The following is a 20,974-nucleotide window of genomic DNA, read 5'->3' as shown; positions in this document are numbered from 1 at the left end:
CGTATAAGAGGTGATCGTATGGCAATATCTTCAGCGCTGCAAGCGCTTTTACAAAAGCAGGAACGCATGACCCGCCAGGATCTGGTGACGCTGCTCAGCCTGACCGATCCTGAGGAATTACAGGCCTTGTATGATGCGGCTTATGCCGTAAAAGCAGAAAAGGTCGGCCGTGTCGATTACTACCGCGGCCTCATTGAGTTTTCTAATCGCTGTATCAAAAATTGCTGCTATTGCGGCATTCGCCGGGACAATGAAGAAGTAGAACGGTTTGATACGGCCCGTCAGGATATCCTCGACATGGCCCAATGGACGTACGACGCAGGCTATGGTTCCTTGACACTGCAATCCGGTGAACGGCAGGATCCGGAGTTTATCGATTACGTTGAAGCGCTGATCCGGGATTTGAAAAAAATCGGCAACGGCGGCCTAGGGCTGACCGTTTGTGTCGGCGAACAGACAGAAGAAACGTACCGCCGCTGGTTTAACGCCGGGGCACATCGCTATTTATTGCGCATCGAAACGAGCAATCCCGATCTCTATGCCACACTCCATCCCCAGGATGGACACCATCTTTGGCAGGTCCGCTGTGACTGCCTGAAAATGCTGCGCCGCATTGGTTATCAGGTGGGAACCGGTGATATGATTGGCCTGCCCGGCCAAACCGTAGAAGATCTGGCAGCAGATATTCAGTTTTATAAAGACATGGATATCGATATGATCGGCATGGGCCCGTATGTCGTACACCATCATACGCCTATTGGCCAGGCTGTCGTAGCAGCCGGCCTGGATTCGGAAGCGGATAAATTAAACCGCCTCCATTTAGGCTTAAAGATGATTGCCGTAACGCGGCTGTATCTGCAGGATGTCAACATTGCTGCGACGACGGCGCTGCAGGCACTGCATCCCTTAGGCCGCGAACTGGGCCTCAAGGCCGGAGCCAATATTCTCATGCCTATTGTGACGCTGCCCCAGTTCCGGGCGCAGTATCTCCTCTATGATAATAAACCCTGCGTCGATGAGCATGCCGAACAATGCCGTAACTGCCTCAGTGCCCGTGTAGCCTCTGTGGGCGATCGCGTAGGTCTCGGCCAATGGGGCGATTCGCCACACTTCTTTGAGAAAAATAGATAAGGCCTGCACTATCTTTTTCATTCGTTCTATGTTACAGTAAAGATGGAATCTCTGGTTATGGTAATCGGGATTCTTAAAATAGTATCTCTCGTACGCGCGATAGTGTAGGCGTACGGGCAGTAGCTACGGGTGAATCAAAAACCTTCACCGTCAGCACTACTATTTTAGGGTATACGCTCGTTCTTACATGGGTGTTCGTAAGAGATAACTCCACCTTTATTGTTATTTCTTACCTGCAAGTACACCGTCGGTGGATACGGGGGCGGAGGCTCACTCCCGCCAAAGAACAGTATATCCTTACTAAAGGCAAATCCCTACGTGCGGCTTGTTTCGTACAGGCACGGTTAAAAAGGGGTTTGCCTTTTCTTTTTTATTGCTATTTTTTTGCAGGTTTGATATAATATTTTCGTTAGTTCTTCACAGGGAAAGGTGTCCGAGTGGTTTAAGGAGCTGGTCTTGAAAACCAGTGATACGGCAACGTACCGTGGGTTCGAATCCCACCCTTTCCGCCACAAAATTTCAAAATGTTATAAAGAAGGAATATGCAGCCGGCAGACTGCATATTCCTTCTTTTTTTGTACGTCTGCAGGCGTTTTAGATGAAAAAATAAATATGCATTATGAAACGATAAAAACGAATGCAGGGTGGCAGGCGCTGTATTTTTACAGATGAAATGATATAATTAAATACATATGTAACATACCTGAACTGTATGGGAACGAAGGCGCAAGACGACGGGGCTATTCATAAAAGGGGCAACGGGTCCGGCCCGGCCGGCGTGGCTGGAAGCCGGGACCTATGTCAGGACCGGTCTGTCAAGAGCCGTCAATATAAGAAAATACAACGAAGACGAGGAGGCTGGGATATGGAGACAGAATGCATGCAGGATGTGTTTATCAATACCCTCATAGAGTCATGGCGTTTTGCCAAAACGTATGCCAAGATACTGGAGAAGCTGGATTTGAGGGAAAGAAATAAATATGCCGGGCGTCTCACCTGGTATATGAAGAAACTTTCCGAAAATGCAGCCAAGGCTGGCATTAAAATCAAGGAATACGAAGCCGGCGAGCCCTTTGATACAGGCATGGCTGTAACGACTGTCAATATGGATGAATTCGCACCAGAGGAGGCGCTGGTGATCGAGCAAATGCTGGAACCGATTATTATGAACCGGGAAGGGCAGATCTTACAAACGGGAACTGTACTGTTGAGGAGGGCGTGAGCATGGCAATCTATGTAGGCATTGATTTAGGGACGACAAATAGTGCCATTTGTACGTATGATGGCAAGGAAACCAAGGTGTGGAAAAGCAGTGAGCAAAATGATGTGACGCCTTCGGCCATTTATATTGACCGCCGCGGTAATACGCAGTATGGCTTACGGGCTTATAATGCGGCCTCCCAGGCACCGGGCTATGCGGCGACGTTATTTAAACGCTTTATGGGCACGAGCACACTGATTGAATTTCCGGCAGTGAAGATCACGAAAACGCCGGAAGAATGCTCGTCAGAGATTCTAAAGGTGTTGTATGGCTATTTGTCCGGCAAGGTAGCGGCTGATGAGATTAAAGGCGTGGTCATTACGGTGCCGGCAGCGTTTAATCAAATGCAAAAAAACGCTACCATGAAGGCAGCCGGGCTGGCCGGCTTTCGCAACGTGTCTTTAATGCAGGAACCGGTAGCAGCGGTCATGAAGATCATGCAGCAGGAACATTCCGATGGCACGTTCCTGGTCTATGACTTAGGCGGCGGCACCTTAGACATTGCCATTGCCGAAAGCGTTGCCGGACGGGTCAATCTCATTGCGCACGGCGGTATTGCCATGTGTGGCGGCCGGGACTTTGACAGAACACTCGTAGACAATGTGGTCAAACCGTGGCTGCGGGAACATTTTTCTCTTGCCGATGATCAGGTGCAGCGGCAGGACACACGCTTAATGCGCATGGCTGCCTGGGCGGCAGAAAAGGCGAAGATGGAACTCTCGTCGAGTGATAGTGCCATTATTTCTTTATCGGAAATGGAGTTGAATGTCCGCGACTTGGACGACAATGAAATATATTTGGATATTCCCATCGACCGGGAACAATATGACGGACTCATCGAAAAACGGCTTATGGAATCTGTAGAAGCAACGCGGGAAACAATCAGCAAGGCCGGCCTTAAGCCGCAGGATATTGCCAAGATTGTCTTCATCGGCGGGCCGACCAATTATAAGCCCCTGCGGGATAAGGTGTCTTTTGAATTGGGGATTCCCGGCAGTACCGACGTCAATCCCATGACGGCCGTTGCCGAAGGGGCCAGCATCTTTGCTGAGTCCATCGACTGGGATTCTTTGGAACATGGGCGCAAGGGCAATAAAGGGAAGATGAATACCGGTGGCGGTCTGGATGTACAATTTGTATATATTGCCAGAACGTCAGACAATAAGACAAAAATTGCCGTGAAATTTGCCCAAGCTGAGCCAAAGAACATGCAATTCCAAATCGACAGTCTGGATACAGGCTGGTCGTCCGGCCGCTATCCCTTAGAAAATGGCAAAATCATGGAAGTGCCTTTGTCTGAAACAGGTGAAAATACCTTTAAGGTATTCGTCTTTGGTTCTGGCGGTGAAATCGTTCCGATCAAAAATGACAGTATTGTCATTACCAAGACGGCCGCGACGATTGTCGGCATTCCGGCTTCTCACTCCATTGCGGCCATTGTCTTAAATAAAATCGGCGGCGATCAAGTACTGGACTATTTAGTGAAGGCAGGAGAATCACTGCCCAAAACAGGACAAAAAATATATCGCGCCGGAGAAACTCTCAAGGCAGGCAGTGCCAAAGCGTTGAACTTTAATCTGGTGGAAGGGGATATTGAGTATCCCGTCACGGATAACCGGCCTATTGGCTATTTACAGATTAGTGGTAACGATTTTGAAGACGATATTATTCCGGCCGGGGCCGAATTGGAATTCAACTATCAGATCATGGATTCAGGAAACCTGGTCGTATCCGTATCGGTACCCAGCATAGGCATCACCTTTGAAACGAAAAATTTCTATACGACAGCAGGAAAAACGCCTGATTTCAGCCAGACGTCAGAACAGGTCAACCGGGATGCCCTGGAGCTGCTGGACCGCATTTCTGATATGGAAGAAGCCGTCGTCGATCCGGCCCTGAGCGAAGCCAAGGATAAGGCGAACGAAGCGCTCTTTTTGAACCAGAAGGGAGAAAGTGCAGAAGCCATAGGAGAGGCGTGGAATAAAATTTATGAAGTCAAACGCCTTTTGTCAAAAACGCGGGAACGGAACTTAAAGGCCATCCGGCAGGGTGAATTAGAACGGCAGCTCGCCATCTATGAAGAGTCGGCCAAGCCGTATGCGACGGCCGTAGAACTGGCCCGTTATGAAGGCTTGCGGCATAATGCGGGTAAATGCATAGATAAAAATGACAGCGAATTTGAATTGACCTTGGCTAAGATACACGATGAAATATTTACGATCTTATGGCGGCAGGATTGGTTTGTCATTGATCTCTTCAATCATTTTGCCGGCCATCCTGCCGGCTGCCAGGATATGCAGCGCTTCCAGGAACTGGTTGCTGAAGGGCAGCGCCTGAAACAGGGGGATCGCATTGCTGACTTGAAGCGGGTCCTCGCAGAAATGGTAAGCCTGGCGTACAACTTTGACAATACAGGCGATATCCGCAGCCTGGTCAATATTATCAGGGGGTAGGAAGATGATTGATCCTTGGCTGCCGCGGGGCTATTACATACACGGCTGGAAGATAAAGCAGGTCGCCTGCGCAGGGACGGACTGGCAAATCTACCGTACGGAACAGGCCGGGGACGATCTGCTCCTTATGGCAGCTCCCTTAGGGGAAACACTGATAGCGCAGGGGTTTTTAAAAGCCGGCCTGTTGGCATCGATACGTATCGGTGCCGCTGACCGGTACTGTCTGGCCGGCGGGACTATCTTTTCCCTGTCAGGCTGTCCGGCACCGGATACGTTCATTGATGCCAAAGCCGTCGCGCTGGCACTGTGCCAAAGCCGGCAGGCAGATCAGGATGTTTCCTTGGACGGTGCCATATATGTAGAAAAATATTCCCTCCTTTTACCAACCGCAGGGGCAGCCCCCTTTGTGGGAGATGATCTTGTATTAGGCCAATACCTGACCGGAGGGATTCCGCTGTCGGTCTTTTCTTTTTCCCGGCTGGCAGAAATTTGCAGCTGGCTCACAGAAGAGCAGCTGCGGGACATTATAAAAGCGGCCGGTCTGTCCCTGCCGGCAGGCAATGGCGAGGCAGCGGAACGGACGGACCACAGGGTTGTCATCAAAGGTACGGGCACATTTAGCTTGCCCGGCCGGCCTGCCTTAGAAACGTTTTTTAACGAACACATTATCGATATCGTCCGGCATGAAGAGAAATATCAGCGCATGGGCATTGATTTTCCCTCGGCCACTATTTTGTATGGGCCGCCGGGCTGTGGTAAAACCTATGCAGTACACCGGCTGGTAGAATACCTGGGCTGGCCCAGCTTTACTATTGACGCCAACAGCGTGGGCAGTCCGTACATTCATCAAACGGGCAAATTGATTGCAGAGCTATTTGCTAAGGCGCAGGAGAAAGCTCCCTCGGTCATTATTATTGATGAAATGGAAGCCTTCGTCTCGGCCAGGGACAGCGGCGGGTCCCAGCAATATCACGTAGAAGAAGTGAGTGAATTCCTGCGCCTCATACCGGAAGCCGTGCAAAACAAAGTCCTTATCTTTGCCATGACCAACCGGCTGGATATGGTGGATACGGCCATCCGGCGAACGGGCCGGTTTGATAATCTTGTCGAAGTGACCTTTCCCGGTAAGGAAGAAGTAGCGGCGTTAATTCAGCATTTGTTACAGGATCTGCCAGTCAGTGACACCCTGCATACAGAGCGTCTTATTGACGCCGTAACGGGAAAGCCCTTGTCCGATGTGGATTACGTTATCCGCGAAGCGGCCAGACTGGCAGCCAAACAGGATAAGGAATGTATCGATCAGGAATGTCTGGATCTGGCTACAGCTGCTTTTGAAGACCGGAAGAGAATACACAAGGTTTCCCCTTTCCATGATAGGAGTTTTTCATGAACGTATTTGATAATCCCTTTTATACATTAGGCGTGTCGACCAGATCAAAAAAGGCAGACATACTGAGTGCTGCTGAAGATTTGGAATTATTACATGATGATAGCGAGGCAAGAGAGTGGGCGAACCGTATCATTAACCCCGTTACGCGGCTGGAAGCCGAAATTTCCTGGTTTCCCGGCGCGGACCCGGCGGCTGTACAGGCGTTCCTGGACGAGATCAAAAAAGGCGGTGCCCCGGAATTTGCTGCCGCTGAGAGCTTTTTGCAGGAAGCAAAGCTGGCCTGTGCCCGCGTAACTGTACTGGCGGCTTTACTCTGCTGCCATACAGCGGCGACTGCGCCGGTGTGTGTCCGCTATATCCGGGAAATGGCTGATTGCTACGAGAATATCGATCTGGAAAGCTTGTTGTCCTCGATTAATACAGACCGCAGGGCCGCCGGAATAGCCGTAGTAGAAGACACGGACCGGATTAAAGCGGCTGTAGGCAACTATGCAGAATACCTGGCGTCTGTTGGCAAGCAGGCGCTGGACAGGCTGCCGACGGATGATCTCATGGCTGCCGTAACGGAATTGGTGGAGGTTACGACAAAGAAAGGCAAAGACATTGCGCCGTCCCTAATCTATAAACTGGTCGATATATATGAAATAGAAACACAAGCCTTCTTCTATACGGCTACGCCGGCACTGCAGCAGCTCATTGCCACCGTCAAAGAGCGGGCTGATAAGAAAGAGCCGGTACAGACTATTTCGCTTCTCGTTGACAAGCTGCTGCAAATGACCAGGCAATGGGATGCCGTAGCCCAGCCGGTTCAAATGGCTATGGAAAGCAAGGGCTTAGAGCATGAAGCCAGTCTGGACCTGGCCAGTGAGCTGCGTAATCTATCGGTAGATTTATGTAATGACCATGGCTATGTGGAACTATCGCAGCGTATTATCGCGGCCATTTCCAACATCTTTGCCGAACTATTCACGGCAGCTGCTGCGTTCCAGAAGGATATGGAAGTACTGCGTAGTTTTGCGCCGTCAGGCAGCCAGGCCGAGGCAACGGAGGCCATCACTCCGGACTATACGGCGACCCTGGAGACGGCAGCTAAAAAGCAGGCCCAAATGACACAGGACTACATACGCGTGGGCCGTGAAACCGTGTATTTGAAAAATATTGGCCATCTCGCCTGGGGCCGTATTCGCCGGCAGGAAGATACACTGTATATCATCCGTGTGAAAACCTATTCGGGAGAACTTCATGAGTTTTCCTTGGGAAACAGGCCCGATATTTTTTCTGAGCTCACCAAAAGACTTTGGGAACTGGTGGGTGTACGCCTGGGTCTGGAACTGATTCAAGCCTTGCAGGCAGGGAAGGAAAAATCCTTCGGCCAGGTGCTCGTCCGGGACGACGGCCTGGTCTTTCAAAACCAGGCAACAAAGGGCGCCGGAAAGGGGCTGTACGCTTGGCATGAATTGAAGCTTCTGTCGGGGCAGGATGGGTTTTCCCTTACGAGTGTGCGCCAGCCTTCTGTCCGGGTGTATTTGGACTTTCTCATCGTACAGGATGCCCTCCTTTTAGAAACGCTCTTGTGTATGGTATTTAAACAGGGCCTGCACAGGATCAGTGATGTGCTGTTATAATTATAGAAGGATATGAGGTGAAATCATGCCCAGGAACAAGGGCTTCGCCGGCTTTGAAGACAAGGCCTTGTCTTTTAAAGCTGCCTGTGAAGCCATTCAAAAAGAGCCGGTCCGGGAGGCCCGGCGACAGGCAACGGCACAGCGGACGGCCCGTCCGGCAGGAACTGCGTCCCGGCGGCCGGTTGACCCGCAGCCGGCCCGCCCGGCAGCAGCGGCCCAGTCACAGCGTACCGGTACAGTCTGGCTCTATGCGTTGCCTCTGCTGGTGGTGGCCTTTTTTTTCCTGATCGGTTATGGGGCTAGTCACTCTTCGGGGAATCCCCGGCCTAAGACGACGCAGTCCAGCCAGACTACCCAGAAGACAAACACAGCTAAACCGCAGCCGGCAGTCAATCAAACCCAGAAGGCACCGGCAGCACCTGCGAAAAAATTGCCACGAGAGGAATACAGCCAATTTTATACATATGCCGATAAGAAAGATGCTCTCGATCGCAAAACAGCACAGCTGGCGACGGATATCAATAACTACGGTGGTAATTTTGGCAGCAATCGCTCTTTTTATGATCGTGGCAGGGCCATTTCTAATGAAGCGCGGCAATGTATTCAGGAATTGGATGGCATTTCCTGTCCGTCCGATCAGGCACGGACGCACCTTAAGGAGCTCTTCGTGCTGATCAATAACCGGGCTGTGGCCATGGCCAATGCCGTGGTCTATTCCAGTCAGGGCAGGGACCCGATGTCACAGTTTGCTGAAGGACGTGATGCGGCTATTAAATACGATACGGTAAATGGAGACTTTGAAGCGGCCTATAGTAAATAAAGGCGGTGCCTGGCCGTTTAGTGAGGAAGTGCGCCCGGCCGGATACCCTGGCAGGGCGTACGTCTTTTACTTTTTCTTTTTAAGCCGTGGCTGAAAAAACAGACTGATTTTAGAAGAAAATGAGATTACTCTTGATTTTACTTTTGCACGCGGTATAATAGTATAAATTCCCTCGTCACGGGAACCCATTATGAGAGACCGGCAGATACAGGATCCGGTTAGTTGCTTGTATATTAAGGAGGATATAAAATGGCTATTTACATCAATGAACCATCGCATACGTTTAATGAATATCTTTTGATTCCTGGGTATTCATCAAAGGAGTGTATGCCGGTAAATGTATCATTGAAGACGCCTCTCACAAAGTTTAAAAAAGGAGAAAAACCGGCCATAGAAATGTCAATTCCTATGGTATCCGCTATCATGCAGGCCGTTTCCGGCGAAAAGCTGGCTGTTGCCCTGGCCAAAGCAGGTGGCGTTTCTTTTATTTATGGCTCCCAGACTATCGAAGAAGAAGCTGCCATGGTCGCCAGTGTCAAAGCCTATAAATCCGGTTTTGTACCGAGCGATTCCAATGTCAGCCCGAATATGACTATGGCGGATGTCGTAGCGCTGAAAGAACGGACCGGTCATTCTACAGTAGCCGTTACCTCCGACGGTACGGTAAATGGCAAGCTCGTAGGCATCGTAACCAGCCGTGACTATCGTGTCAGCCGCATGGACCCGGCTACCAAAGTCAGCGAATTCATGACACCTCTGGATAAACTGATTTATGCTAAAAACGGCATTACCCTCGGTGAAGCCAACGACATGATTTGGGACAAAAAGCTCAATGCCCTGCCGATCGTGAATGCCGATGGTACGCTGAATTCCTTCGTCTTCCGTAAGGACTATGCAGACCATAAAGAAAACCCCGGTGAAATGCTCGACGAAAAGAAGCGTTATATCGTCGGTGCCGGTATCAATACGCGTGACTATGCCGAACGTGTACCGGCCCTGGTAGAAGCCGGAGCCGATGTGCTTTGCATCGATTCGTCTGAAGGCTTTTCGGAATGGCAGAAGCTGACGCTGGAATGGATTCGTCAGCATTATGGTGATACGGTAAAAGTCGGTGCCGGTAACGTTGTCGACCGGGAAGGCTTCAACTTCCTCGCCGATTGCGGCGCAGATTTCATTAAAGTCGGCATTGGCGGCGGCTCCATTTGCATTACCCGCGAAACGAAAGGGATTGGCCGTGGCCAGGCTACAGCCGTTATCGAAGTTTGCAAGGCCCGTGATGAATATTATGAAAAGACCGGCGTCTATATTCCGGTTTGCTCCGACGGCGGCATCGTCTATGACCACCACATTACACTGGCCCTGGCTATGGGTGCTGATTTCGTCATGCTCGGCAGATACTTTGCCCGCTTCGACGAAAGCCCGTCTGAAAAGGTCATGATCGGTGGTACGTACGTTAAGGAATATTGGGGCGAAGGTTCTAACCGTGCCCGCAACTGGCAGCGTTATGACCTGGGCGGAGCTAAGAAGCTTTCCTTCGAAGAAGGCGTTGATTCTTATGTTCCCTATGCAGGTACACTGAAGGAAAACGTGGACAAGACGACGAGCAAGATCAAGTCGACCATGTGCAACTGCGGCGCACTGACCATTCCGGAACTTCAGAAGAACGCTAAGATCACGCTGGTTTCCGCTACGTCTATCGTTGAAGGCGGCGCTCACGACGTCATCCGCAAGGAAAAGAATACGACAGATAAATAAGAAAATTCCCTGTATCCGCATGGACAGAGGTATGACATATGCCATACTTCTGTCTGTGCGGATTTTTTCTTATACGTATGCATTTTAGTACAACACTTACATTCTAGGATACTAATTTGACATATGAATTGACAGAGCACGTGCCAGGACTTAACATATTGTATATAAGAGTTTCGTTTTACTAATACTATATATGAAGAGGTGCTAATGATGGATGTACAGAGAAGTAAAGCAACACGTAAGATTTGGCCGCAAGTAGATGCGCTGAAATTGGCGATGAACTGGTCTGAACGCGATCTGGATAAGATGCAGATTCTGGTCGATGATGTACAGGGTGAAAGCCATCCGGGCAGCTACCATCTGGGAACCTTAGCCGAACAGGTGAGCATGGGTGTCCTGGAAAGCGGCGGCAAAGCAGCCCGTTTCCATGCTACGGATATTTGTGACGGCTGGGCCGAAGGCCACGACGGCATGAACTACGTCCTCCTGAGCCGGGAAATTATTGCCGATATGGTAGAAATTCATGCCAACGTCATTCCCTGGGATGGGATGGTTCTCCTTTCGAGTTGTGATAAGTCCGTACCGGCCCATCTGATCGCTGCAGCGCGTCTCGATTTACCGACTGTACACGTACCGGGCGGTTCCCAGCACGTGGGTCCGGATATGACGACTGCCGGACTGTGCGGCCGCCTGTGTGCCCGGGAAAAACGGGGGGAACCGGTAGAACGGGAAATGCGCAATTATAAATTATCCAACTGTCCTACGTGTGGCGTCTGCCAGTTCATGGGGACGGCCAGCACGATGCAGTGCATGTCTGAAGCGTTAGGTCTGGCCCTGCCGGGCACGGCCCTCATGCCGGCCATGTTTGCGGAAACCAAGCATTATGCCCGTGCAGCCGGTGATGCTGTCATGAACCTGGCCCGGCAAGGGATTACTGCCTCGAAGATCATGACGGAAGACGCCTTCATGAATGCCATTAAAGTACACGCCGCCCTGGGTGGCAGTACGAATGCCTTCATCCATTTGCCTGCAGCAGCCCACGAATTAGGTATCGAATTGGATCCGGAAATCTTTGATGAAGTCAACCGCAAGATCAAGCACCTCGTAAATGTACAGCCTAATGGCAAATATGTCGGTGAAATGTTCTGGATGGCCGGTGGCGTGCCCATGGTTGAATGGCTGATCCGGGATCAGCTGAACCTGGATGTCATGACCTGCACGGGCAAGACGCTGGGTGAAAATCTGGAAACACTTCGGGAAGATGGCTTCTTTGAACGCTGCCACGGTCACTTGCGCAACTTTGGTATTCGCCCGGAAGACGTCATTACACCGCCGGAAGAAGCTACGATGTATGGTTCTGTAGCCGTTATGAAAGGGAATATTGCACCTGATGGCGGCGTTATCAAATATTCGGCAACAGTACCGGAAATGCACCATCACATTGGTAAGGCGCTGGTATTCAACTCGGAAGAAGCTGCCTATGATGCGGTTATTAAACGGCAGATTCCACAGAATAGCATCATCGTTATCCGCTATGAAGGTCCTAAAGGGTCCGGTATGCCGGAAATGCACATGACTACCGATGCAATCGTATATGACCAGACGCTGAACCACTCGGTTGCCCTGATTACGGATGGCCGTTTCTCCGGTGCCAGCTCCGGTCCCTGCATTGGTCACATCTCGCCGGAAGCCGTTGAAGGCGGCCCCATTGCCCTGATCGAAAACGATGACCTGATCGAAATCGACATTCCCAATCGTAAGCTGAACGTCATTGGGACAAAAGGCGAAAAACAAACGCCGGAAGAAGTAACAGCTATTCTGGCAGAACGGAAACGCAACTGGAAGGTACCGCAGCTGAAACCTAAATCGCCTGTACAGCGGCTCTATTCGAAGTTAGCCGTATCGGCTATGGCCGGCGCCTACATGGATGTCTGATTCACGCCGCCTGCCGCAGTTCTGAAGGTGACTGTTCCCCAGCCAGCATATTGTTTGCTGGCTGGGGATTTTTTTGTTGTGATATAATACTATATGAGTCCTAATTTATGAGGAGAGGAAGTGAATGCCTGTGCAGATACTTGGTGGAAAAGATCGTTTTATCAATTCGTGTTTTGATCCGGCCCAGTGGGGTGCCGTAGTGTGGCAAAATCCGGACGAGCTGCAACGCATGCTGCAGGCCCTGGATATAGAAGGGGCAACCCTCAAAGGAATACGCTTTTTGGATGGCCCTGACTGCATGACCTATAGTAAGGATGAGCGCCAATATCTCTTCCCGGCGGAAGAATTTTATAAATTAAAAGTAAATGACGGAAACAGTCTCTTTTATACGCCTAATGGCACACGCTTTTCCCTTGAGGAAGGCCGCGATCTCGTCCAGCGCCTGCGTATGCCGATCCGCTTCCGCGTGCATGAACCGCTGCTGCTCATAACGGACAGGGGGACCTTCGAAATCTTGTACAATGAAAGCAGCAGTGTCCGCGTCAGCAAGAATCTCCTGCCGGCGAACCTGCGCAGCAGCCGCAATGGCAGCCTGGCTGTATTCGATAGCGAAACCTTGCTTGCGCCCTTACTGGGCCAGCCTATTCTGTCTGTCGACATTCAACAGGAAGAGGAAGCAACGGCGCGTCAACATGCTACGGGCCTGTGTAACTATCCCTTAGCGTCACAGGACACGTATATTGGTACGGTGCGCCTGGTCTTTGCTAACAGCCTGCAGCTCTGCTTTGATGATGCAGGCCAGGGCAATGGCAACGTGTGGCTTGAAGACACAGACAAGCAGTGGATTTGGCGTTCTGGCAATGAAATAGTAGACGCTTGTGTCCCTTCTCAGCAGCTGGTACGTAAATAAAAAGGAATAAAACAGCTCCAGCCGGTAGGTAACCGGTTGGAGCTGTTTTTATGGGCGTCTGTTGATGTTGATGACGACGATTTCCGGTGCCGGGCCCGTGCGGAAGGGCATGCCCCACGAACCATAGCCACTGGAAACGATGGCCAGGAGCTTGCCGAAATAGCGGCTGCCGTAGTTGAGCTGATACAGGCGGTTCGTAATCGTCGTAACGGGGAAGAACTGCCCTCCGTGAGTATGGCCGCCCAGATACAGGTCATACCCGGCTGCTTCTGCTTGGGAGATGCGCAGCGGTTCGTGATCGATGAGGATATTGAACTTTCCGGGATCACAGGCAGGAACGGCAGCTGAAGGAAAATGGATATAATCATTGAGGCCTGTAAGTACCAGACCGGGGACTAGTTCCCATTGTTCGTGACGCAAGAAGCGGATGGATGAGAAATACTGATCTTCCCGGTCGATATCACCGTCAAAAAAGTCGTGATTGCCAAAAACGGCGTACGTACCCAGGCGTGCTTTGATCTGTTCAAAGGCCCGGTAGCTGCCGTCGCGGAGGACAAAGTCCAAGTGGGCATCGATGAGGTCACCGCCCAATAGGACCGCATCCGCAGACAGGTCATTGATCCGCTTTACCAGCCGGCGGCTATACCAGTTGCTTTGCAGCGGTCCTAAGTGCAGGTCCGTGAGAAACGCCAGGGTAACAGGCGCAGCAACCTTATCTGTTTGGACGGTAACGGTCCGTGTGACCGGGTGCAGGGCGTGCCATGAACCGTAACAGAGAAGAAGCAGACAGAGTACAAAGAGAACCTGTGCAGCAAGGGGCGCGTACAAGTGCCAGAGGGACAGGGAGCGGCTCAGGGCGCAGAGCAAAAAGGCCAGGCCATAGAGCAGGGCGAAGAAAAAGGAATACAAGGTAAAGACAAACCAGTAACCGCCTGTCCAGGCGAAGATTTTTTCCAGCCACGATGGGACTGCGTGAATAGCGTTATAAGCCAGGGAAAAGCTAAAAGGCAGGAGCAGGAAGGGCAGCAGTGTCCACCAAGAAGAAAGAAAAGGCAGGCCCTGATGATACATAAACCAGTTGACACAGCCCAAGAGGGCGCCTATACAGCCTATTTTCCAGAAAAATACAATGCGATTAAACATAGGTCTCTCCTTTTGTGAGAAATAAAACCGGGACGGCTCTGCCGTCCCGGTTTTTATGCAGCCCTACTGGGCCTTGTTATTCTTGTCAGCCTGTTGTGATTTGCTGCGCTGTGTATCTGACGTGTCGGTTTTATCCGTATCGGCAGTTTTGGTTTCCGTCTTATTCGGTGTTTCTTTTTGCGTCTTTGTCGTCGTTGTCGTCTTTTGCTCAGAAACGGTCTGCCGTGCCTGACGGGCCATGCCCTCCGGTACGGAGAAGTCCTTCGTCGATTCCCCATCGACAGCAGAAACCATATAATCGTGCCAGATCCTTGCCGGAATCGTGCCGCCGTATACTTCACCCAGACTGTGGGAACCGGTGTCATCGCCAATCCAGACAGCGGTGACGATGGTCGGCGTATAGCCGACAAACCAGGCGTCTTTATTATCGTCTGTCGTACCGGTCTTGCCGGCAGCAGGCTGACCGATGGCAGCGGCCGTACCTGTGCCGTGATCGATGACGCCTTCGAGCATGGAAGTCATTTCATAGGCTTCCCGTTCGGACATAACCCGCGTTGCGTCAGCTTTGTTGTTGCTGTTATCTTCAATGACGTTGCCATTGCGGTCGAGAATCTTGATGATGGCCGTCGGTTTAACGTGGACCCCCTTGTTGGCGAAGGTGCCGTAGGCACTGGCCATTTCAAGCGGTGTAACGCCGCGCGTGAGGCCGCCCAGGGCCATGGCCAGGTTGTTATCATTGGGGCTGCCCTTGTCGACGAGGGTTGTTATGCCCATCTTCTTGGCATTGTTGATGATCTTTTCTGTACCGACTTTGTCAGCCAACTGGACGGCAATGGTGTTGACCGAGAGGGCCAGGGCCTGACGCAGGGGCATCGTACCGCCATAAGATTTTTCCGAGTTCTGCGGACTCCAGCCGCCATAGGATACTTTCTTGTCTTCCATGGTCGAATCAGGGGTCATGTCATCCTGAAGGGCTGTAAGGTATACGAAAGGCTTAAAGGCCGAACCGGGCTGGCGGACTGCCATGCTGGCACGGTTGAAGCTGTCCTGGCCACGGCCGCCGACCATAGCTAAGATATAACCGGTCTGGGGGTCAATGGAAACGAGGGCGCCCTGCGGCTGTGTCAGGCCATTGGCATCGGTGTAGTTATCAGGCAGATCGCGCATAGCCTTGACCGCTGCGTGCTGCTTTTCTGTATCCAAGGTCGTGTAAATCTTCAGGCCTTCCTTGTAAAGCGCATCGTCGCCGTACTTGGCAGCCACCTGCTGGGATACGTAATCGATGAACGATTCTGTTTCGGAGTTAGCAGCAGTCTGCTTGTTTTGGGACAATTCAAGGCTGGCTTTTTTAGCTTCTTCTGCCTGGGCCGTCGTAATGTAGCCGTATTTGGCCATCTGGTCGAGAACGACGTTTTTACGGGCTTCAGCTTCTTTCAAATTATTAAACGGCGAGTAATAGTTAGGACTCTTAGGTAACCCGGCGAGCATAGCGCACTGCGTCAATGACAGCTGATCGACGTCCTTATTGAAATACGTTTTGGCAGCCGTCTGAATACCGTACGCGCCTTGACCAAAATAGATCTGGTTCATGTACATTTCCAGAATTTCTTTTTTGCTGTACTTGTGTTCGATTTCCAAAGCCAGCATGGCTTCCTGTACTTTACGCTTTAATGTTTGTTCCTGCGAAAGGAAGGCGTTCTTAGCCAGCTGCTGGGTGATCGTACTGCCCCCCTGGGCGATACCGTGGTTGGTCAGATTGGTGACAATGGCACGAAGAATGCCAATGGGGTCGATACCGATGTGATCGTAAAAACGATTATCTTCGGCGGCAATAAAGGCGTTCTGCAAATTCTGGGGCACCTTGTTGATGTCGATAGGCAGGCGGTTCTGATCGGAATGCAGGGTCGTGATCAAACGGCCGTGACGGTCGAATACCTGCGAGGAAACGGCAGGACGCATATTGTTGCTTACTGGCGGCAATGTTTGATAGGCAGCAAAGATGTAGCCAAAACCAAGGCCGGCCATGACGACGATAAGTAAGACAATCAGCATGCGGAAACGATGCAGCGGACCGCCGTGTTTGGCGTGTTTCGCTCTGCGTCTGGGTGTATACATAGTTCCTCCTGATACTCCTTGTGGTAATCATATTAATTCTATTATATATAGCTTTACTAATTTCTAATTATAACACACCAGTGCGCTCTGTGAATAGGGACAAATAGGGGCCGGGACAAATTTTGACGGTGCTCATGGGGCTGTTCCGGCACGTAGTATGGCAACTAAAACAGATGTACAAGAATACAAGGAACTTTTTTAGAATAGTACGATATTTGCTGTAAAGGACATACTCTTAAAAAGGTATTATGTCTTTTTTTGCAAATTCATTGACAATATGATACAAATAGGGTACTATAAATACGAAATAAGTAACATTAAGCATATATAATTAGAGGGTTTCAGGAGGTAAGGTATGATGGACAGAGATAAAGCATTTGTGTTATGGTTTGACGAACTGCGCCGCGCAGACGTAGCTCTTGTTGGGGGAAAATCATCTTCTCTGGGCGAATTGACATCGCAGACGAAAGTGCCTGTTCCGTATGGCTTTGCAACGACTGCTGAAGGGTATCGGCATTTCATGCATGCTACAGGCCTTGATGTTAAGATAAAGGAATTATTAAAGGGCTTGACCGATGTAGAAGACAGCACACAGCTGCATGATGTAACAGCAGCTATCCGTAAAGCTATTTGCGATGCGGAAATGCCTAAGGACCTGGCTGATGCTATCCGTACCAACTATGAAGAATTGGGCAAAAAGGAAGGCATAAAGGATCCGTTTGTAGCCGTTCGTTCCAGCGCTACGGCCGAAGATTTGCCGGATGCCAGCTTTGCCGGCCAGCAGGATACATATCTTAATGTCCATGGCGCTGATATGGTTATCGAAAAGGTTAAAGAATGCTATGCTTCGACCTTTACGGACCGCGCTACGTACTATCGTACGAAACAGGGTTTTGATCATCTTTCCGTTGCCCTTAGTGCAGCTGTCCAGATGATGGTCTTCTCCAAGGCTGCCGGCGTTATGTTTACGGTTGACCTGGTAACGGGTGATGATTCGACGATTACCATTGAAGGCGCCTGGGGCTTAGGTGAATACGTCGTACAAGGAACGGTTACGCCGGATAACTTCCGCGTTAAAAAGGATACACTGGAAATCATCTCCAAGATGGTTAACGACAAACCGATCAAATTGGTTCGCAAACCCGATGGAGATGTAGAAGAACAGGACGTACCGGAAGCAGAACGGAAGCAGCAGGCCATTTCCGATGACCAGGTACGTGAACTGGCAGGCTATGCGAAAGCCATTGAAGAACATTACGGCTGCTATATGGATATGGAATGGGGCGTTGATGAACGGACGAACAAGCTCTGGCTCCTCCAGGCCCGTCCGGAAACCGTATGGTCCAAAAAGAATAAAGAAAAGAAACATACACAAACAGAAAGCGGGGAACACACAGCTATGACGACAGAACGCAATACGCTGGTCAAAGGTCTTCCTGCCAGCCCGGGACATGCTGCCGGTAAAGCACATGTTATCCTTGATCCTTCGAAGATCGCCGAATTTAAAGACGGCGAAATCCTTGTTACGACCATGACAGCTCCGGACTGGGTACCGGCTATGAAAAAAGCAAAAGCAATCGTCACCGATGCCGGCGGCATGACCTGCCACGCTTCCATCGTCAGCCGTGAACTCGGTATTCCTTGCATCGTTGGCACGAAGAGCCGCAGCCAGGAAGCTACGACGACCATTCAGGATGGCCAGGAAATCACTGTAGATGCCACCAATGGTATTGTCTATGAAGGCGTCGTAGAAGACATCGTCAAACCGGCTGCTGCCGCACCGGCTGCCAGTGCTACGGTTGTCGCTGCCGAAGCAGCACCTATTACGGGGACGAAGATTTATATGAACCTGGGCAACCCCGATTTGGCTGAAAAATATGGTGTTCTGCCGTGCGATGGCATCGGCCTCATGCGTGAAGAATTTATTTGGACGACGTTCATTCATGAACATCCGCTGTATCTCATCGAAATCGGTCACCCCGAACGCGTCGTAGACCAGCTGGCTGACGGCATGCGCAAGGTTTGCCAGGCTTTGGCTCCGCGCCCGGTAACGCTGCGTTTCAGCGATTTCAAATCGAGTGAATACCGCAATCTTAAAGGCGGCGATAAATACGAACCGCAGGAAAGCAGCGCCCTCCTCGGCTGGCGTGGTGCTTCCCGTTACTACGATCCCAAATACATCGAAGCCTTCAAGCTGGAAATCAAAGCTGTCCGCAAGGTACGTGAAGAATTCGGCTTCAAGAATCTGAACGTCATGATTCCGTTCTGCCGCCGCGTTGACGAAATGGAAAAGGTCGTTAAGATCATGGCTGAAGAAGGACTGCATCGTGGCCCGGACTTTAAAGTTTGGCTCATGGCTGAAATTCCTTCCAACATCATTCTGGCGGACCAGTTCAATAAATTCGTCGATGGCTATTCCATTGGCTCCAACGATTTGACCATGCTCATCATGGGCTGCGATCGTGATAATGATACGGTAGCACCGCTCTTTGATGAACGGAACCTGGCAGTAAAGAGAGCTATCCGTCATCTGATCAATGTGGCACACAAAGACGGCAAGACCGTTTCTATTTGTGGCCAGGCCCCGAGTGTATATCCGGACTTTACGGAATTCCTCGTCAAGAGTGGCATTGATTCTGTATCGGTTAACCCCGATGCGGTCGTTGCGACCAGAAAGAATGTAGCACAGATAGAACAGCGGATACTTATGGATTCCCTCACCGGCAAAGGCCGTGCTGATACCGAAGATTATACGTGGTAACAGAATGACATAAAAAAGACGGATCAAGAGTATTAGGCTATTCTTTTGATCCGTCTTTATTTGTATACTATCTTATTTTTCTATATCAGGCAGGTATTTATTGTGTATATGGAAGAGATAGTATATACTTATTATTGCATACAATCAAATTATTGATACGCAGGAGGTGAACGGAGAACATGTTATCGGAACGCCAGGAAACGATATTGAATATTGTCAAGGAACAAAGCCCGATTACGGGACAGCACATTGCGGCCAAATTGCATGTAACGCGGGCTGCTCTGCGCTCTGATCTGGCCATTCTGACAATGCTGGGCCTCATTGATGCCCGCCCGAAATTGGGCTATTTCTTTACAGGCAATAAGGAAAAAGATCTGCTGTCCCGCGTGATTACAGATATTAAAGTAGAGTCGTGCCTGTCCCAGCCCGTTGTCGTAGGTGAACATACCAGCGCGTATGATGCTGTAATCGCCATGTTTACAGAAGATGTAGGAACCGTATTCGTTGCCAATGACAATATCCTGGTCGGCGTCGTGTCCCGGAAGGACCTGCTGCGAACGGCCCTGGGAAATAATGACCTGCGCTCGTTACCTGTACGCATGGTAATGACCCCGGCCAGCAAGCTCATCTATGTAGAACCGGAAGAACAGGCATTGGTAGCGGCGCAACGGCTGATGGAATACGAAGTGGATTGCCTGCCTGTCGTGAACGTCTTGAACCGGGAACAGGAAGATCGCAAGGAATTACATATTGTAGGCAGAATTTCTAAGACCAATATTACCCGCCTCTTTGTAGAATGCGGATTAGGGAGGAGATCGTAAGTGGATAAACCCATAGTGTATGCTTGTTCTGATTCACTGGGAGAAACGGCAGAACGCGTGGCCCGGGCTGCTGCCAGCCAGTACAATCAGGAGGAGTTTAACATTGTACGTATTCCATATATACGTTCGGAACAGCAGATAGACGATATTGTAAAAAAAGCAGAAGAAAATAATGCCATGATCTGCTATACCATCATTTCTCCGGTTTTGCGGCGGCGCTTACAGACGCTGACAGAAGGACGGAAGATTACCGTTGTCGATATTATCGGCCCGATGCTCGCAGGGATAGGACAGATTGCGTCTACAGAGCCGACTATGAAAGCCGGTATGATTCACCGCCTCGATGAGGAATACTTCAAACGCGTAGAAGCCATTGAATTTGCCGTAAAATATGATGATGGCAAGAACCCTGTAGGTTTCCTGAAAGCGGATATCGTCATCGTCGGCGTATCGCGTACATCTAAAACGCCTTTATCCATGTACTTGGCTCATAAGCGGATCAAAGCGGCTAACCTGCCCTTGGTGCCGGAAGTGGCCCTGCCACCGGAACTGTTCCAGATTCCGGCCCGCAAAGTTGTAGGCCTGATCATTGATCCCTTCAAGCTGAATTTTATCCGTAGTGAACGGCTGCGCAGTATGGGCCTCGACGCCAATGCCAGCTATGCCAATATTGACCGCATCAACGAAGAATTAACGTATGCCCGCAGTGTCATGCGGCGCCTTCACTGCCCGGTTATCGACGTATCGTCTAAAGCCATAGAGGAAACGGCGAACCTTATTATGGATATCGTCAAACGTAATCGGGAACTATATGCTGAATAAATTATGATGAATACAACAAGACGCCGTCCTGG

General features: G+C 50.5%; 14 protein-coding genes and 1 tRNA gene. 13 read left to right on the top strand and 2 right to left on the bottom strand.

Features of this window, described 5'->3' with window-relative positions:
* Window positions 1-18 precede the first annotated feature (18 nt).
* The 10 genes from hydE (at window position 19) to PGX44_RS05590 (ending at window position 13,280) form a co-directional block, all read left to right on the top strand.
* A complete protein-coding gene (gene hydE / locus PGX44_RS05635) occupies window positions 19-1,131 on the top strand; it encodes a [FeFe] hydrogenase H-cluster radical SAM maturase HydE (RefSeq protein ID WP_498854568.1) in 1,113 nt (370 codons plus the stop codon).
* Window positions 1,132-1,554: 423 nt separating this feature from the next.
* A tRNA-Ser gene (locus tag PGX44_RS05630) sits at window positions 1,555-1,643 on the top strand.
* A 353-nt stretch (window positions 1,644-1,996) separates the two neighbouring features.
* The gene (locus PGX44_RS05625) at window positions 1,997-2,353 is read left to right on the top strand and encodes a hypothetical protein (RefSeq protein ID WP_186502421.1); all 357 of its coding nucleotides are present in this window, start codon (window positions 1,997-1,999) and stop codon (window positions 2,351-2,353) included.
* Window positions 2,354-2,355: 2 nt separating this feature from the next.
* On the top strand, window positions 2,356-4,845 hold the full coding sequence (locus tag PGX44_RS05620; protein WP_498854567.1) for an Hsp70 family protein: 2,490 nt from the start codon (window positions 2,356-2,358) through the stop codon (window positions 4,843-4,845).
* A gap of 4 nt (window positions 4,846-4,849) precedes the next feature.
* Window positions 4,850-6,235 carry an AAA family ATPase gene (locus tag PGX44_RS05615; protein WP_498854566.1) on the top strand — a complete coding sequence of 462 codons (1,386 nt, stop codon included), beginning with the start codon at window positions 4,850-4,852 and terminating at the stop codon, window positions 6,233-6,235.
* Window positions 6,232-7,860, top strand: a complete 1,629-nt coding sequence (locus PGX44_RS05610; protein ID WP_498854565.1) for a hypothetical protein — start codon at window positions 6,232-6,234, stop codon at window positions 7,858-7,860. The genes PGX44_RS05615 and PGX44_RS05610 overlap by 4 nt, the downstream gene beginning before the upstream one ends.
* A gap of 25 nt (window positions 7,861-7,885) precedes the next feature.
* Entirely contained in the window at window positions 7,886-8,680 is a 795-nt protein-coding gene (locus tag PGX44_RS05605) for a hypothetical protein (protein WP_498854564.1), read from the top strand.
* 249 nt (window positions 8,681-8,929) lie between these two features.
* On the top strand, window positions 8,930-10,435 hold the full coding sequence (locus tag PGX44_RS05600) for an IMP dehydrogenase (protein ID WP_498854563.1): 1,506 nt from the start codon (window positions 8,930-8,932) through the stop codon (window positions 10,433-10,435).
* A 207-nt stretch (window positions 10,436-10,642) separates the two neighbouring features.
* Window positions 10,643-12,370: a dihydroxy-acid dehydratase gene (gene ilvD, locus PGX44_RS05595; RefSeq protein ID WP_186502415.1), complete on the top strand. Its 1,728-nt coding sequence runs from the start codon at window positions 10,643-10,645 to the stop codon at window positions 12,368-12,370.
* 130 nt (window positions 12,371-12,500) lie between these two features.
* Window positions 12,501-13,280, top strand: coding sequence for a hypothetical protein (locus PGX44_RS05590; protein WP_498854562.1), 780 nt, complete (start codon window positions 12,501-12,503; stop codon window positions 13,278-13,280).
* A gap of 48 nt (window positions 13,281-13,328) precedes the next feature.
* Here PGX44_RS05590 and PGX44_RS05585 read toward each other — a convergent pair whose 3' ends face one another.
* Window positions 13,329-14,423 carry a metallophosphoesterase gene (locus PGX44_RS05585; RefSeq protein WP_498854561.1) on the bottom strand — a complete coding sequence of 365 codons (1,095 nt, stop codon included), beginning with the start codon at window positions 14,421-14,423 and terminating at the stop codon, window positions 13,329-13,331.
* Between the two features lie 63 nt (window positions 14,424-14,486).
* Window positions 14,487-16,538 carry a transglycosylase domain-containing protein gene (locus PGX44_RS05580; protein WP_498854560.1) on the bottom strand — a complete coding sequence of 684 codons (2,052 nt, stop codon included), beginning with the start codon at window positions 16,536-16,538 and terminating at the stop codon, window positions 14,487-14,489.
* A gap of 358 nt (window positions 16,539-16,896) precedes the next feature.
* Between PGX44_RS05580 and ppsA the strand changes: the two genes are divergently transcribed.
* The 3 genes from ppsA to PGX44_RS05565 all read left to right on the top strand — a co-directional run bounded on the left by ppsA (window position 16,897) and on the right by PGX44_RS05565 (window position 20,942).
* Window positions 16,897-19,299: a phosphoenolpyruvate synthase gene (ppsA, locus tag PGX44_RS05575; protein WP_498854603.1), complete on the top strand. Its 2,403-nt coding sequence runs from the start codon at window positions 16,897-16,899 to the stop codon at window positions 19,297-19,299.
* Window positions 19,300-19,478: 179 nt separating this feature from the next.
* Entirely contained in the window at window positions 19,479-20,120 is a 642-nt protein-coding gene (gene ccpN / locus PGX44_RS05570; RefSeq protein WP_186502411.1) for a transcriptional regulator CcpN, read from the top strand.
* The gene (locus PGX44_RS05565; protein WP_186502410.1) at window positions 20,121-20,942 is read left to right on the top strand and encodes a pyruvate, water dikinase regulatory protein; all 822 of its coding nucleotides are present in this window, start codon (window positions 20,121-20,123) and stop codon (window positions 20,940-20,942) included.
* Window positions 20,943-20,974: the final 32 nt, after the last annotated feature.

This window comes from Caecibacter sp. AF58-12pH5A, assembly GCF_027681725.1.
Lineage (GTDB): Bacteria > Bacillota > Negativicutes > Veillonellales > Megasphaeraceae > Megasphaera > Megasphaera hominis.
This window is presented reverse-complemented; position numbering and strand designations above follow the sequence as displayed.

Excerpts from the sequence above, each read along its gene's own strand:
- ilvD (WP_186502415.1), top strand. The coding sequence starts at position 10,643 with ATGATGGATGTACAGAGAAGTAAAGCAACACGTAAGATTTGGCCGCAA.
- PGX44_RS05605 (WP_498854564.1), top strand. The coding sequence starts at position 7,886 with ATGCCCAGGAACAAGGGCTTCGCCGGCTTTGAAGACAAGGCCTTGTCT.
- PGX44_RS05580 (WP_498854560.1), bottom strand. The coding sequence starts at position 16,538 with ATGTATACACCCAGACGCAGAGCGAAACACGCCAAACACGGCGGTCCG.
- ppsA (WP_498854603.1), top strand. The coding sequence starts at position 16,897 with ATGGACAGAGATAAAGCATTTGTGTTATGGTTTGACGAACTGCGCCGC.
- PGX44_RS05610 (WP_498854565.1), top strand. The coding sequence starts at position 6,232 with ATGAACGTATTTGATAATCCCTTTTATACATTAGGCGTGTCGACCAGA.
- PGX44_RS05620 (WP_498854567.1), top strand. The coding sequence starts at position 2,356 with ATGGCAATCTATGTAGGCATTGATTTAGGGACGACAAATAGTGCCATT.
- PGX44_RS05600 (WP_498854563.1), top strand. The coding sequence starts at position 8,930 with ATGGCTATTTACATCAATGAACCATCGCATACGTTTAATGAATATCTT.
- PGX44_RS05615 (WP_498854566.1), top strand. The coding sequence starts at position 4,850 with ATGATTGATCCTTGGCTGCCGCGGGGCTATTACATACACGGCTGGAAG.
- hydE (WP_498854568.1), top strand. The coding sequence starts at position 19 with ATGGCAATATCTTCAGCGCTGCAAGCGCTTTTACAAAAGCAGGAACGC.
- ccpN (WP_186502411.1), top strand. The coding sequence starts at position 19,479 with ATGTTATCGGAACGCCAGGAAACGATATTGAATATTGTCAAGGAACAA.
- PGX44_RS05625 (WP_186502421.1), top strand. The coding sequence starts at position 1,997 with ATGGAGACAGAATGCATGCAGGATGTGTTTATCAATACCCTCATAGAG.
- PGX44_RS05585 (WP_498854561.1), bottom strand. The coding sequence starts at position 14,423 with ATGTTTAATCGCATTGTATTTTTCTGGAAAATAGGCTGTATAGGCGCC.